The 14,008-nt window shown below is 62.2% G+C and carries 10 protein-coding genes and 3 pseudogenes; 8 read left to right on the top strand and 5 right to left on the bottom strand.

Going from position 1 to position 14,008, the window contains the following annotated elements; genetic code table 11:
* Positions 1-115: 115 nt before the first annotated feature.
* Positions 116-2,806, top strand: coding sequence for a C2H2-type zinc finger protein (locus tag IB249_RS11685; RefSeq protein WP_192304681.1), 2,691 nt, complete (start codon positions 116-118; stop codon positions 2,804-2,806).
* 159 nt (positions 2,807-2,965) lie between these two features.
* On the opposite strand, the gene queD is transcribed toward IB249_RS11685, so the two are convergent.
* Complete coding sequence (gene queD / locus IB249_RS11680; protein WP_028621713.1) at positions 2,966-3,322, bottom strand: 6-carboxytetrahydropterin synthase QueD; 357 nt, start codon at positions 3,320-3,322, stop codon at positions 2,966-2,968.
* 75 nt (positions 3,323-3,397) lie between these two features.
* A complete protein-coding gene (locus IB249_RS11675; RefSeq protein ID WP_192304679.1) occupies positions 3,398-4,477 on the bottom strand; it encodes a patatin-like phospholipase family protein in 1,080 nt (359 codons plus the stop codon).
* 168 nt (positions 4,478-4,645) lie between these two features.
* Between IB249_RS11675 and IB249_RS11670 the strand changes: the two genes are divergently transcribed.
* Genes IB249_RS11670 through IB249_RS11655 form a run of 4 tightly spaced genes read left to right on the top strand, consistent with a single transcriptional unit; the run spans position 4,646 to position 7,241 of the window.
* The gene (locus IB249_RS11670; protein ID WP_192304677.1) at positions 4,646-4,954 is read left to right on the top strand and encodes a PepSY domain-containing protein; all 309 of its coding nucleotides are present in this window, start codon (positions 4,646-4,648) and stop codon (positions 4,952-4,954) included.
* On the top strand, positions 4,954-5,259 hold the full coding sequence (locus IB249_RS11665; protein WP_192304675.1) for a PepSY domain-containing protein: 306 nt from the start codon (positions 4,954-4,956) through the stop codon (positions 5,257-5,259). Before IB249_RS11670 ends, IB249_RS11665 begins: the two co-directional genes overlap by 1 nt.
* 3 nt (positions 5,260-5,262) lie before the next feature.
* Entirely contained in the window at positions 5,263-5,931 is a 669-nt protein-coding gene (locus tag IB249_RS11660; RefSeq protein ID WP_192304673.1) for a response regulator transcription factor, read from the top strand.
* Positions 5,928-7,241, top strand: coding sequence for an ATP-binding protein (locus IB249_RS11655; RefSeq protein ID WP_192304671.1), 1,314 nt, complete (start codon positions 5,928-5,930; stop codon positions 7,239-7,241). Before IB249_RS11660 ends, IB249_RS11655 begins: the two co-directional genes overlap by 4 nt.
* A 123-nt stretch (positions 7,242-7,364) precedes the next feature.
* Here IB249_RS11655 and IB249_RS29765 read toward each other — a convergent pair.
* A pseudogene (locus IB249_RS29765) lies at positions 7,365-7,952 on the bottom strand (methyl-accepting chemotaxis protein); the annotation flags it as partial.
* A 270-nt stretch (positions 7,953-8,222) separates the two neighbouring features.
* Positions 8,223-9,293, bottom strand: a pseudogene (locus IB249_RS30125) (HAMP domain-containing protein); the annotation flags it as partial.
* Positions 9,294-9,704: 411 nt separating this feature from the next.
* On the opposite strand from IB249_RS30125, the gene IB249_RS11645 reads away from it, so the two are divergent.
* The 3 genes and pseudogenes from IB249_RS11645 (at position 9,705) to IB249_RS30115 (ending at position 12,923) form a co-directional block, all read left to right on the top strand.
* Positions 9,705-11,021: a Na+/H+ antiporter family protein gene (locus tag IB249_RS11645; RefSeq protein WP_192304890.1), complete on the top strand. Its 1,317-nt coding sequence runs from the start codon at positions 9,705-9,707 to the stop codon at positions 11,019-11,021.
* A gap of 219 nt (positions 11,022-11,240) precedes the next feature.
* Positions 11,241-12,017 (top strand): annotated as a pseudogene (locus IB249_RS30120) (cache domain-containing protein); the annotation flags it as partial.
* 84 nt (positions 12,018-12,101) lie between these two features.
* On the top strand, positions 12,102-12,923 hold the full coding sequence (locus IB249_RS30115) for a methyl-accepting chemotaxis protein (protein ID WP_371051185.1): 822 nt from the start codon (positions 12,102-12,104) through the stop codon (positions 12,921-12,923).
* Positions 12,924-12,992: 69 nt separating this feature from the next.
* On the opposite strand, the gene IB249_RS11635 is transcribed toward IB249_RS30115, so the two are convergent.
* Complete coding sequence (locus IB249_RS11635) at positions 12,993-13,928, bottom strand: LysR family transcriptional regulator (RefSeq protein WP_192304665.1); 936 nt, start codon at positions 13,926-13,928, stop codon at positions 12,993-12,995.
* Positions 13,929-14,008 lie beyond the last annotated feature (80 nt).

Below are 14,008 nucleotides of genomic sequence, written 5' to 3'. Positions count from 1 at the left end.
TAGGCCTTGGGAAAATACCTTTGCGCGAGTTTTTTTGATGCTTTGGATCAACAGGATGAATGCCTGTTATTTGTGACAGTAGACGTTGATCAGGAGTGGATGCTATTCAGCATTCATGGACACCTTCGGTCTGCATCACGCAACGCCTACGCTGGCGGTCATCGATCCGCGAGGTCTGGCTGTGCGCAGGGTAGCGTATTGGCGCGGGGAGGTTGGGCAGGCGCCTGCGGCCAGGCTGACGCGTCAGGTGTTCGACGCCGTGGCCAGGCCAGTCGAGCAGTGGGATGCGCGGTTGCCTGCGCCAGCCTTGAGCCAGTGTTTCAGTTTGTCCGGCAAGGTGTCGGGCAATGACAGTGTCGATGCCGGTTGGCATCTGTTGCTGTTCGGGCAGGCGGATGACGTTCGGGCGAGGTGGGATGGCCGGGGCAGTCGGGCGGAGATCGAGTACGACAGCTCCTTGCGCGTGCAGGCTGTCACGGAGCAGGTGAAAGCGGAAGCGGCGCGGGTGGTGGAGCGCTTTGAGTATGGGACCGTCGAGATGAGCGCCGGCAACCAATGCGGTCGACTGATCCGCCACGACGACCCGGCGGGGACCCGGTACATGACCGAGTACGATCTGCTCGGGCTGGCGCGATCTGAAATCAGCCACTTCCTGAAAAGTCTCGATCCGCCCGACTGGCCGCTGGACCCGGCCGCACGGGATGACTGGCTGGAAGCCGAACCCGGTTTGGCCAGTCGATGGGCGTACTCGCCGCTTGGCGATTTACTGAGCCTCACTGACGCCAGGGGGCATCGCCGTCAATTCGGTTATTCCGTTGCCGGGCAACTGACTCAGGGTTGGCTGAAACCGATGGGGGCTACTGAGCGCTGCCTGGTGCGGGACATTCGCTACAACCCCAGCGGCAAAGTCGAGCGTGAAACTGCCGGCAACGGTGTAATCACTCAGGCGGAATACGCATTGAGTGATGGCCGGTTGGAGCGCTTGAACGCGGGCTTGCCAAACGCCGAGCCCTTGCAGGATTTACGTTACAGCGTCAATCCGGTTGGCAACATTGTGCAGATCGACGATCAAGCACTGCCGATTCGTTACTTCAAGAATCAACGCATCGATCCACTGCGCACCTACAGCTACGACACCATAGGGCAGCTCATCAACGCCACGGGCTGGGAGGCGGCCAGTGCCGGCGCGGTGCTCAATTATCGAGAAGAATACGAATACGACGCTGGCGGCAATATGACCGAGCTGCGTCACCTCGGTGCCCAGTCGTTCACCCGCCGCTGGACCGTGGCACCCGACAGCAACCGCAGCCTGATCGAAGACGATCAACCAGCGGATTTTTCCAGTCATTTCGACGCCAACGGCAACCTGCAATGCCTGCAACCCGGTCAATCCATGACCTGGGATCTGCGCAATCAGCTTTCCAGCGTGTCGCCAGTGGTGCGGGACAATGAAGCCGATGACACCGAGCGCTTCATCTACGGCGGCGGTGGCAAGCGCTCGCGCAAGGTACGTACAACGCTGACGCATGCCACCACGGTGATCGCCGAAGTTCGATACCTGCCTGGCCTGGAGCTGCACCGCCGTCCGACCGGCCAGCGATACGAAATGCTCGACCTCGAAGCCGGACGTAACCGGGTCACCTGGTTCCACGGGCCTGGCGCCCCGGAACACCCCTTGCGTTATCAATTCACGGACCATTTGGGCTCGGTTACGCTTGAACTGGACGAACAGGCCAACGTGCAAAGCCGCGAAGCCTATTATCCGTTTGGCGGCACCGCTTGGGAGGATCATCGCGATCAGACTGGCGCTTACAAAACCATTCGTTACTCGGGCAAAACCAAGGATGCGACGGGGCTGTATTACTACGGTTTTCGCTACTACGCGCCGTGGTTGAGTCGCTGGATCAATCCGGACCCGGCGGGGGAGGTGGATGGGTTGAATTTGTATGGGTTTTTGGGGAATTCGCCGGTAGGCCATGTGGACGCGGACGGGCGGATGAAAGAGACGCTCGCGGATTTTTTTGACAAGGGGGGAGAAAAACGCTCGAGAACTGCACTGCGCGAGGAACGCTCGCAAGCAATTGAGTTAGGGCCGGAGGCCTTTCTTCCACCAGTCCCCGCTCCGTCCGCTGTACGGGTTGAGCTACCTGATGTGCTGATTGAGGGAGATATCGACTCCCAGGCTTCTGTGAGTTCAATCGGTTCTATCGACGGTTTGCTTTCTTTCGCGGGGTTGGTGGGGGATCAGGACCAACCTTCGGGCTTGGATGAAATCAGGTTGGCCCCCCTCTCAACCGTCGCCAGTTCGCCAGGCCCCGCCCCAGCGTCTCCGGTTGCCGGTCCTTCGTCAGCGTACGCTGCTGCACCGTCTCGACCTGCATGCCCCACTTGCAATAAAGTTTTTTCCACGCCTTACAAGCTCAGAGTTCACATCAGATCTCACACTGAAGAGAAGCCTTTCAAATGCGATGTTTGCTCTGCAGAATTTTCACAAAAGTCTAATCTAAACAGGCATATACGTGCTCATTCGGGTGTAAAGCGCGCAAAGTCTTTCGTCTGCCCAACGTGTGGAATTAGAGGGTCTGACAATAATGCCATCTCCAGACATATGCTTACACACACTACTGAGAAGAGCTTCGTATGTGATGTTTGTGGTAAGGCTTTCGCTCAGATGAGAGGGTTGGCATTACACAAGCAAACGCATGAAGCAGTGGGGAGATATTCATGTCCACATTGCGAGATGAGGTTTTCCATCAATTCCAATATGCATAAACACGTAAGAATGAAACATCCGACCGTGAGATAGCGGATTACTGTGGATTATCTTTTCCGGTGTACTCGGAAAAACAAATGGCTGTAATCAAAGGTTCGTTTGGCCAAACTCAGCTCAGCTCAGCTCAGAGCAAGCTCGGCGTCGCCATATGAATACTCAATATAACTGACGCGAACTGCTTTTGAGTTCGCATTACTCGCCGCGGTAAATGCAGCCGCTCGTACACGTCTCATGAATCCGTATCGCACTCAGCTCCGGCAACAACGGCTTCAGCTCGCCCCAGATCCACTTGGCCAGCACTTCACTGGTCGGATTCTCCAGGCCGGGAATGTCGTTCAGATAGTTGTGGTCCAGGCGCTCGTACAGCGGCTTGAAGATCGCCTTGATCTCGGAAAAATCACGGATCCAGCCGGTGTGCGGATCGAGGTCGCCGCTCAGGTGAATCGCCACCTTGAACGAATGACCGTGCAGGCGCCCGCACTTGTGGCCGTCCGGGACGTGGGGCAGGCGGTGGGCGGATTCGAAGGTAAATTCTTTGAAGATTTCCACAGGTGTTTTCAGCTCTGTCAGGTGGCGATCGCCGCGGCGATAGGGGCAGGCGGCGAGTTTACCAGCTTATCCTGACTAAAGGGTCAGCAAGCGTTCGCCAAGGCGACCATTGGCCGCCAGCTCGAGGAATTCGTCGCCCATGCGCCGGCTCTCATCCATCGCCGTGCGCCAGTATTTGCGCCGGCTCGGCGCATCGCCCATGAAGCGTTTGAAGTCGTTGCGGTCCGGCAGTTTGCCGTAGGGCAGGCGGGCCAGGTAGTCCCTGGACGGCGCCAGCAACAGGGCGTTTTGCAGACGCGCCGGGCAGGCGCGGCGCCAGGGCAGGGTCTTGTCGAACCAGCCGGGGATGATCCGGTCGGTGAAGTGCGGGTAAAGCACGATGTCATCACCGCTGTAGGGCAGGTCGAGGTGATAGTCCAGCAGGCCGCCGTCGCGGAAGGTTCCGGCGCCGGCGCCTGGCAAGTCGCGTACGCCTTGCATCACCATCGGGATCGAGCCCGATGCCAGCAGCGCCTGGCGCAGGTTTGCGGCATTCAGGACGATAAAGCGCGACGGGAAATCGTTCAATGCATTGACCGGCGGTGCCAGGCGTGGGTCGTGGATGATCAGCCGCTCGAAGTGCCGCGACAACCGTGCCCGGCCGCGCAGGTTGTCGGCGATCACCGAAGAGAGGCCCAGGCCAAGGCGCCCACGGTGATCGTCGGCGAGTAGGCCGTGGCTTTTGACGACCATGATGTTCAGGCGGTAATGGGCATTGTCGAGGATCGTGGCGTCACGACCGTCCAGCAGGTCGTCGAGCATGCGTCGGGAGCTTTCGCTGATCTGCGCCATGGTCACGCCCTTGGCGAAATGCTGCTCAGTGTACAGATGCCCGAGGCGGCGCAGGCCTTCGGCGGCGTCCGGCAGGCAGGCGCTGGCGAAACGCCAGGAGCCCACCGAGGCGCCGATCAGCGAACGTTCACGGGGCGCGGCGGGCAGCCATTCACCGAACAGCGCCAGGTCCAGCCCCTGAATTCCCAGCGCCTTGGGCCCACCGGCAGCGCCGGGCAGCGTGCCAACGTCGACAGCGTTCAAACCGTTCTCGCGAATGCGCGCGAAGGCACGAGGGCCGGCCTTCAGGGTCAGGGAGGGATACTTGATGTGGATGGCGGTCATACCGGTCTCGCTGTCGGGCAGGCGGGGATTATAAACGTGCGCGTGATCATTCGACTCAAAACAGGGTGGGAGCGGTTGGCGTCGGACAATGATGGCCATTCAGTTTCAATTAAGTTCGCCTCGCTAAGGTAGCGCCGTACGCAACAGCAAAAAAATACGGAGACACCCATGAAAACCCTGACTGCCCTGTTGACCGCCACCCTCATCGGCCTGACCGCGAGCATGGCCCAGGCCCGCGACCTTGGCCCCGACGAAGCCCTGCGACTGCGCGACGCTGGTACTATCGTGTCTTTCGAGAAGCTCAACGCCACCGCGCTGACCAAACACCCCGGATCGACCATCACCGAAACCGAGCTGGAAGAAGAGTACGGCAAGTACATCTATCAGGTGGAGCTGCGCGACCCGCAAGGCATTGAATGGGATCTGGAATTAGACGCTGTCAGCGGCCAGGTGCTCAAGGATCATCAGGATACGTAATGAAGGTGTGTTCGGTTTCACGCATGGCGCTGGTGCTGCTGGCATTCTGTTCGGTGGTGCTGGCCCGCGACCTCGACCAGGACGAGGCCCTGCGCCTGCGCCAGCAGGGCGTTATCCTGCCGCTCGAGCAATTGTTGAAGCAGGCCCTGGACCGCTACCCCGGATCGAAACTGCTGGAAGCCGAGCTCGAGGAGAAGCACGACGTCTACATTTATGAAGTCGAGCTGTTGACCACCGAAGGCGTGGTCCGTGAGCTGGACGTCAACGCCAGCACGGGCCAGTTACTCAAAGACGAGGAAGATTGACCGATGCGTTTGCTTTTGGTGGAAGACCATGTGCCGCTGGCCGATGAGTTGCTGGCCGGCCTCAACCGTCAGGGTTACGCCGTGGACTGGCTGGCCGACGGTCGCGACGCGGTGTATCAGGGCAGCAGCGAACCCTATGATCTGATCATCCTCGACCTCGGCCTGCCGGGTGTGCCGGGGCTCGAGGTGCTGACGCAATGGCGCGCGGGCGGGTTGGCCACGCCAGTGTTGATCCTGACGGCACGCGGTTCCTGGGCCGAGCGGATCGAAGGCCTCAAGGCCGGTGCCGACGATTACCTGAGCAAGCCCTTTCACCCCGAGGAGCTGCACCTGCGCATCCAGGCGCTGTTGCGTCGCTCCCATGGCCAGGTCAATCAACCGACGTTGCAGTCGGCGGGCCTGCACCTGGACGAAGGCCGCCAATGCGTGACCCGCGACGGCGCCGACATTCAACTGACGGCGGCGGAATTTCGCCTGCTGCGCTATTTCATGCTGCACCCCGAGCAGATCCTTTCCAAGAGCCACCTCGCCGAACACCTGTATGACGGTGAAACCGAGCGCGACTCCAACGTGCTGGAAGTCCACGTCAACCACTTGCGGCGCAAACTCGGGCGCAGCGTGATCGAAACCCGGCGCGGCCAGGGTTATCTGTTCGGCGGCCAGGCGCAGTGAGGTCGATCCAGCGCCGCTTGAGCCTGGGGCTGATCAGCGTGATGGTGATCGTCGGCCTGGTGCTGGCGCAAACCAGCCTGTGGCTGTTCGAAATAGGCTTGCAGCGCTACCTCGAGGCCGGACTGCGCAACGACAGCGAGAACCTGCTGGTCGCCCTGGTGCGCGGGCCGCAAGGCTTGCAACTGGATGAGCGGCGGCTGTCGCCGGCCTATCAGCGACCCTTTTCCGGGCATTACTTCCGCATCGATTTTGCCGACAGCCATTGGCGCTCCCGCTCCTTGTGGGACCAGGAGCTGCCGAGGCTCGACCATCCCGGCCTGCACAGCAACCTGCAACTGGGGCCGGAAGGGCAACAACTGCTGGTGTTGCGCTCGGACTATCGGCGCCTGGGCCAGTCGATTTCCATCAGCGTCGCCCAGGACTACACCCCGGTGCGCGACAGCTTCAAGCGCGTGCAGCAAGTGGGGCTGGCGTTGGGGGTGTTCGGGTTGCTGGTGATTCTGCTGATGCAGCGGGTCACCGTGCGCCGTGCACTGCGGCCACTGGAGCGGGCCCGCGAGCAGATCGCGCAGTTGCAGCAGGGCCAGCGCTCACAGCTGGATGACCAGGTGCCGGTGGAGCTCGAACCGCTGGTGGCGCAGATCAACCACTTGCTCGCCCACACCGAAGACAGCCTCAAGCGGTCGCGCAATGCCCTGGGCAACCTCGGCCATGCCTTGAAGACCCCGCTGGCGGTGTTGCTGAGCGTGGCCTCCAGCGAAAAACTCGATGCCCACCCCGAGCTGCGCAAACTGCTCACGGCGCAACTGGAACAGGTGCAGCAGCGACTCGGCCGCGAGCTCAACCGTGCGCGTCTGTCCGGCGATGCACTGCCGGGGGCGCTGTTCGATTGCGATGGGGAGCTGCCGGGGCTACTGGCCACGCTGAACATGATTCACGGCGAGCACCTCGAACTGAGTTATCGCGCTCCGGCGGGTCTGCAATTGCCGTGGGACCGCGAGGACGTGCTGGAACTGCTGGGCAATCTGTTGGACAACGCCTGCAAGTGGGCGGACGCCGAGGTGCGCTTGAGCGTGGTCGAGACGGCGGCGGGATTTGCGCTGAACGTGGAAGACGACGGCCCCGGCATTCCCCAGGACCGACGAGACCAGGTGCTCAACCGCGGCACCCGCTTGGACGAACAGACCGACGGCCACGGGTTGGGCCTGGGGATCGTGCGCGACATCGTCGACACCTGGGGCGGGGTGTTGCGGCTGGAGGAAAGCGAGTGGGGCGGGTTGAAGGTGGTCGTCGAACTGCCTGAACGCTGATCTGCGCTCCACCGGTCAGCCCTGTGGGAGCGAGCCTGCTCGCGATGAGGCCTGTACCGTCGACCTCTTCGTCGACTGACCCACCGCCATCGCCAGGCTCACTCAGTGTTCCGGGTTTGCACTTCAGACGCGGAACTGGTCCATCAACCCCTGCTGCTGGTTCGCCAGGCTATTGAGCGACTGGCTCACCCGGGCCGATTCATTGGCCTGCCCCGACAGCGATTCGGTGACATCGCGAATCGTCGCGACGTTGCTGTTGATCTCTTCCGCGACCGCGCTTTGCTGTTCGGCGGCGCTCGCAATCTGCAGGTTCATGTCGCTGATCACGGTGACCGCGTCGCCGATCTGGCGTAACGCCGTCACGGCGTGGCTGACTTGTTCGACGCTGCCCTGGGCCTGGCGATGGCTGTTGTTCATCGACCCCACGACATCCCGGGTGCCGCTTTGCAGCTGTTCGATCACCAGACGGGTTTCTTCAACCGACGCCTGGGTGCGTTGCGCCAGGTTGCGCACTTCGTCGGCGACCACGGCGAAACCGCGTCCGGCTTCACCGGCGCGGGCCGCTTCGATGGCGGCGTTGAGGGCCAGCAGGTTGGTCTGCTCGGCGATGGCACGTATCACTTCCAGCACCGACCCGATTTTCTCGCTGTTGGCCGCCAGCCCTTCGACCTGCACCATGGCGGCGCTCATGTCGTCGGCCAGGTGATCGATGCTGCTGGTGGTCTGGTCGATCACCGTCAATCCGCGACGGGTCGCCTGATCTGCCTCCCTGGCCGCCTGTGCCGCCTGCGCCGCGCTGCGGGCGACGTCCTGGGCGGTGGCGCTCATTTCGTGGGAGGCGGTCGCCACCTGGTCGACCTGGCGGTATTGCTGTTCCATGCCGGCGCTGGTTTGCGTGGCGATGGCGGAGGATTGGTCCGCCGTGTTGCGGGCGTCCTGTACCGAGCTTTTGACGTCGGCGATGATCGGTTGCAGCTTGTCGAGAAAACGGTTGAACCAGCCGGCCAACTGGCCCAGTTCATCCGGCTTGTCGTAGGCCAGCCGACGGGTCAGGTCGCCTTCGCCGCTGGCGATGTCTTCGAGCATGTGCGCCACGCCCAGGATCGGTCGGGTCACGCTGCGTGCCATCAACCACACCAGCACCAGACCGATCAGCGCCGCGAGGACGCCCAGGCCCAGTTCAATCAGGCTGCCTGTGGTGTTGTTGTCGTCCAGTTGTTTCTTCAGCGTTTCGGCCGGGCCGACCAGGACTTTTTCCGGCACATCGAGCAACACGCCCCAGGGCTTGCCATCGGGGATCGCCTGGAAGGGCGACAGCACTTTCAACTGATGTTCGCTGTGCAGGCTGGTGGTTGTGCGGCTGGCCGCCAGCAGGTGGGTCAGTTCGGTGCCATTGGTCTTGTCCACGGCCTCCAGGCGCTGGCCGAGCTTGCCGGCATCCGGGCTGTAGCCGGCGAGCAGGCCGGCCGGGCTGACGATGCTGACGCGGGTCTGGCCGTCATAGAGTTTCTTGCTCACGTCCTGACTGACCGCCTGCAGGCTGTTGAGGTTGAGGTCCACGGACAGTGAGGCGATGACTTTGCCGTTGAGCATCAACGGGAACACGATGCTGGTCATCAGCACGTCCTGGCCGTCGATCTTGTAGAAGTAAGGTTCGATCACACAGGGTTTGAGCGAGGTCCGCGGGCAGGTGAACCAGGTGTTGGCGGGCTCGCCGCTGGGCCCGGTGCGGGTGTCGAAGATGTCGCTTTCCGGCAGCGCCATCGAGGTCAACTTGCCGGGTGTCGGTTGCGACCAGTACAGCGCGAAGCGGCCCTTGTCGTTACTGCCCAGTTCCGCTTGCTCGGCGAACAGTTCGTCCTTGCCGTCCAGCGCATTGGGCTCGAACACCAGGGACAGGCCCAGCAGGTCCGGGTTGGCCTGCAGCGCCGACTTGACCTGGCGGGTCAGGTCCTCACGCAGGTCGAAGGCATCGAGGAAGCGCTTTTCCGCCTGATCGCGCAGGAACAGCACCTGCCGTGAAAAGCCATGGCCATACTGATAGGCATCCATGAACTGGCGGCGAATACTCAGCGCCTGGACCTCGCCCTGGGATTCGATACGGGCCTGGGCCGCTTCGGTCAGCATCTCCATGCTCGAGGCTTTCACCAGCTCGGAGCTGTGCTCCATGCGATACAGCGAAAGCCCGACCAGCAAGGTCACGATACCCGCCAGGCAAAGGCCGGCGAGGAGGGTGATTTTCCATTGGATGGAAAGTTGTCGCGGTGACATGGAGCTGTCCTTATTCGATAAATATCCAAGACTTTGCACTATAGCGGCGCACAATCGACTTTCTTGAGGGTTGCAGCCGGTGCGCGCTTGCTGCAAAGTGCCCGCCCTCTGATAAAACCCGATTCCGTATCCGCTGGCCGCTCATCGCAGACTGCCGGCCGGACGCTTTTCGCCTGCCTTGAGGTAACGATGATTAATGCTGTAATTGCCGCGGTCGGCGTCATGCTGATACTCAGCCTGTCCCGCGTGCACGTTGTGATCGCGCTGATTGTCGGCGCACTGGTCGGTGGCCTGAGCGGCGGCCTGGGCATCGACGCCACTCTCAAGGCGTTCAACAGCGGCCTGGGCGGTGGGGCGACGGTGGCGCTGTCCTACGCCTTGCTCGGCGCTTTCGCGGTGGCGATTGCCAAATCCGGCCTGGCCCATGCGCTGGCGGACAAGGCCCTGGCCATGGTCGATCGACAACACGCTACGGGCGGTCGCCAGGTCAAATGGCTGTTGATCGGTTTGCTGTGGGGGGTGGCCATCGCTTCACAGAACATTCTGCCGATACATATCGCTTTTATTCCGTTGCTGGTCCCGCCGCTGTTGTATGTGCTGACCAAGCTGCAACTCGATCGCCGGTTGATCGCCTGCGTCATGACGTTCGGCCTGATCACCCCGTACATGTTCCTGCCGGTGGGTTTCGGCAACATTTTTCTCAATGAAATCCTCCTGGCCAACGTGGCCCGCAGCGGCGTGGACATCAGCGGCATCAACGTCACCCATGCCATGGGCATTCCGGCGCTGGGCATGCTGGTGGGGTTGGCGGTCGCCTTTATCAGTTACCGCAAGAAACGCGTCTACGATCTGGCCAGGATCGAACAGGTCGAGCAGGTCGCGGTCACGTACAACCCGTTGAGCCTGATGGTGGCCGGCGTGGCCATCGCGGCGGCCTTCATCATCCAGCTGTTGCTGGACTCGATGATCATCGGCGCGCTGGTGGGGTTCCTGATCTTCTCGGTGTCGGGCATCGTCAAGTGGCGCGAGACCGACGATCTGTTCACCGAAGGCATGAAGATGATGGCGATGATCGGTTTCATCATGATCGCCGCCTCGGGTTTCGCCGAGGTGATGAAAGCCACCGGCCAGGTGCAGACGCTGGTCGAAGCGTCGGCGGCGTGGATCGGGCACAGCCAGGGCGTCGGCGCGTTGTTGATGTTGCTGGTCGGCCTGCTGGTGACCATGGGCATCGGTTCGTCGTTCTCCACCGTGCCCATCCTCGCCGCGATCTTCGTGCCGCTGTGCGTGCAACTGGGGTTCAGCCCGATCGCCATCGTGTGCATCGTCGGCACCGCCGGAGCCTTGGGCGACGCCGGTTCACCCGCTTCGGACTCGACGCTGGGTCCGACTTCCGGCCTGAACATCGATGGTCAGCACCACCACATCTGGGACACCGTGGTCCCGACCTTCCTGCATTACAACCTGCCGCTGCTGGCATTCGGCTGGGTGGCCGCGATGGTCCTCTGACCAGCGCGCCACTCTTCTGTAGGAGCGAGCTTGCTCGCGAAGGACGCAAGACCACCGCTGGGTATCAGATGTCCAGCGTTATCGTTGACCACCTTCGCGAGCAAGCTCGCTCCTACAGGGGGGGCGCTGATCTTCACAGTCATGACCTGACTCAACTTTTGACCCGGCGTGCCGTTATACCCTTTGACCACGCCAATAAATTCAAAAGAGTGATCCGTCATGCGCATGAGCCTGAAGGCTAAAGTCCTGTCCCTTGCCGTTCTCCCGGTGTTGCTCTTTGCGCTGGTCATCAGCCTTACCACGTTTTTCGTGCTGCAGGAACAGGCGCGCAAGGAAGTCGAGGAGACGCGCGAACGCTTGCTCAGTAATGCCAAGGACACGCTGAAAAGCTACGTGGCCGTGGCCATGACGGCGATCAAGCCGCTCTACGACGCCGCCGCGCCAGGCGATGACGCGGCGCGGGCGCAAGTGATCAAGCTGCTGTCGAACATCAGTTACGACAAGGAAGGCTACTTCTTCGGCTACGACTCCAACACCGTGCGCCTGTTCAAGGCCAACAGCCCCGAAGGCGTGGGCAAGAGCTTCAAGGACAACCGTGATCCGAACGGCGTCTACGTCAACCGCGACCTGGTGCAGGTCGCCAAGGACGGCACCCACTACCTGCAATACAGCTCGCCACTGCCCAGCAACAATGCGGTGCTGGTGCCCAAACTCGGCTACACCGAGTACCTGGCCAAATGGGACATGGCGGTCGGCACCTCGGTCAACCTCGACGGTATCGAGGCGCAGGTGGCGGTGGTCGAAGCCAAGGTCAAGGAACGCATGGAGGGCGTATTGCTGAGCATCATCGGCATCGCCGCCGTGGTACTGCTGGTGATTGCCGCCGCGGGCATGCTGCTGGCCAACACCATCCTGCGGCCGTTGCACCTGATGAAAGCCAACCTCGATGACATCGCAGCCGGCGAGGGCGACCTGACCCGACGCCTGACCATCACCAGCCAGGATGAACTGGGCGAACTCGCCGGTTCGTTCAACCGTTTCGTCGACAAGATCCACGGCCTGGTGCGCCAGATCACCGAAATGACGTCGCAACTGACCGGGCTGGTGCATCAGGTCTCGGACCAGGCCCATCGCTCGGATCAGGCGATGGAGCGTCAGCGCCACGAGACCGATCAGGTCGCCACGGCGATCAATGAGATGTCGGCGGCTGCCCAGGAAGTGGCCAAGAGCGCGCAGAACGCCGCCGTCGCCGCCCAGCAGACCGACGAGGAAGGCCAGGCCGCCAAGCGCGTGGTGGCCGGCAGCATCGTGAAGATCCATGCGCTGGTCGACGACATCCGCAGCAGCGGGGTGTCCCTCGACAGCCTGCAGAAGGACGTGGCATCGATTGTCAGTGTGCTCGGGGTGATTCGTTCGATTGCCGAACAGACCAACCTGCTGGCGCTCAACGCCGCCATCGAAGCGGCCCGTGCCGGTGAAGCCGGGCGTGGTTTTGCGGTGGTGGCCGATGAGGTCCGTGCGCTGGCCAGTCGCACGCAGATCAGTACCCAGGAAATCCAGGGCATGATCGACCGCTTGCAGGCCGGCACCCAGTCGGCGGTGGAGGCGATGCGCCGTTCCAGCGAGGCCGGCGACGGCACCTCGGCCCAGGCCAATGAAGCCGGGGCGTCGCTGGACACCATGGCGCAACTGATCGCCACCATCAACTCGATGAACGCGCAGATCGCCAGCGCCGCCGAAGAGCAGACCGCCGTGGCCGAAGAGATCAACCGCAGCGTGCATCAGATCGCCGAGGCCGTGGATAACGTCGCCGGTGAAACCCAGCTCGGTGCGCAGACGTCCCGCAGTCTGGCGGACCTCGGTCAGCGCCTGGGCAGCCTGGTGGGGCAGTTCCGCATCTAAGCGACCTGTGTGGGAGCGAGCAAGGCGAGTCGTCGCACCGTCGCTCCCACCTTGGATGGGGTGCCTGAGCTAGGGCCTCTCCCAATAGGGCACCGGCCCGAAGCACTCGACAAAGAAATCGATCACCGTGCGCACCTTCACCGACAACCGGCGGCTCCCTGGCCAGAGCACGGCGATCTGTTGCGGCTCCAGGCTGTTGGACACCTGGTAATTGCCCAGCACAGGCACCAGCGTGCCGTTGCGCACCGCCTCGCCAATCAACCAGGACGGAAACATCACCAGCCCCAGGCCTTGTTCGGCGGCCTGGGTCAGGGTGTCGGCGTGGTTGCCGGTGATCGGCCCCCTGACCGAGTACGGCGTCCAGTCCCCCTGGCCCTGGCGGAAAAACCAGCGCTGCTGGCCGGTGACGCCCTTGTAGGCCAGGCATTGATGCGCCGCCAGGTCGGCGGGGTGTTGCGGGGTGCCATGGCGTTCGAGGTAGGCCGGGCTGGCCGCCACCTGAAAGCGATGGGGCGCGAGTATGCGAGCCTGCATGCTGGAATCGTGCAGCGGGCCAATCCGGAACAGCAGGTCGGCGCCTTCCTGCAGCGGGTCGATGTAGCTGTCGGTCTGCTGGATATCCAGTTGCAGTTTCGGATAGCGCTCGCACAGGCGCCCGAGCCAGGGAGTCAGGTGGCGTTGCCCGAACACCACCGGCGCGTTGAGCCGGACCAGTCCCGTGGGTTCGCTTTGCTGTTCCTGCAAGGCTTGCTCGGCTTCTTCCAGTTGTACCAGCACCAGCCGCGCATGATGCCCGAGCATGCGCCCGGCTTCGGTGGGCGTGACTGCGCGGGTATGGCGGTAGAGCAATTGCTGGCTCAGCGCCTGCTCCATCAACTGGATCTGCCGGGAAATCGACGACGGCGCCAGGCCTTCGCGACGGGCGACTTCGGAAAAACTGCCGTGGTCGAGTACCGCGACAAACAGTCGAAGGGCTTTGAAGCCCAGTTCGTTGAGGCCGTGCATGGATTCATCCTGCTGTGCGAGTTGCGCAAAAGTGTTGTCAGGATGCTCCCATTTATTGCAAAGCGACACCACAGGATAAT

Source organism: Pseudomonas sp. PDM04 (assembly GCF_014851765.1).
GTDB lineage: Bacteria > Pseudomonadota > Gammaproteobacteria > Pseudomonadales > Pseudomonadaceae > Aquipseudomonas.
This window is presented reverse-complemented; position numbering and strand designations above follow the sequence as displayed.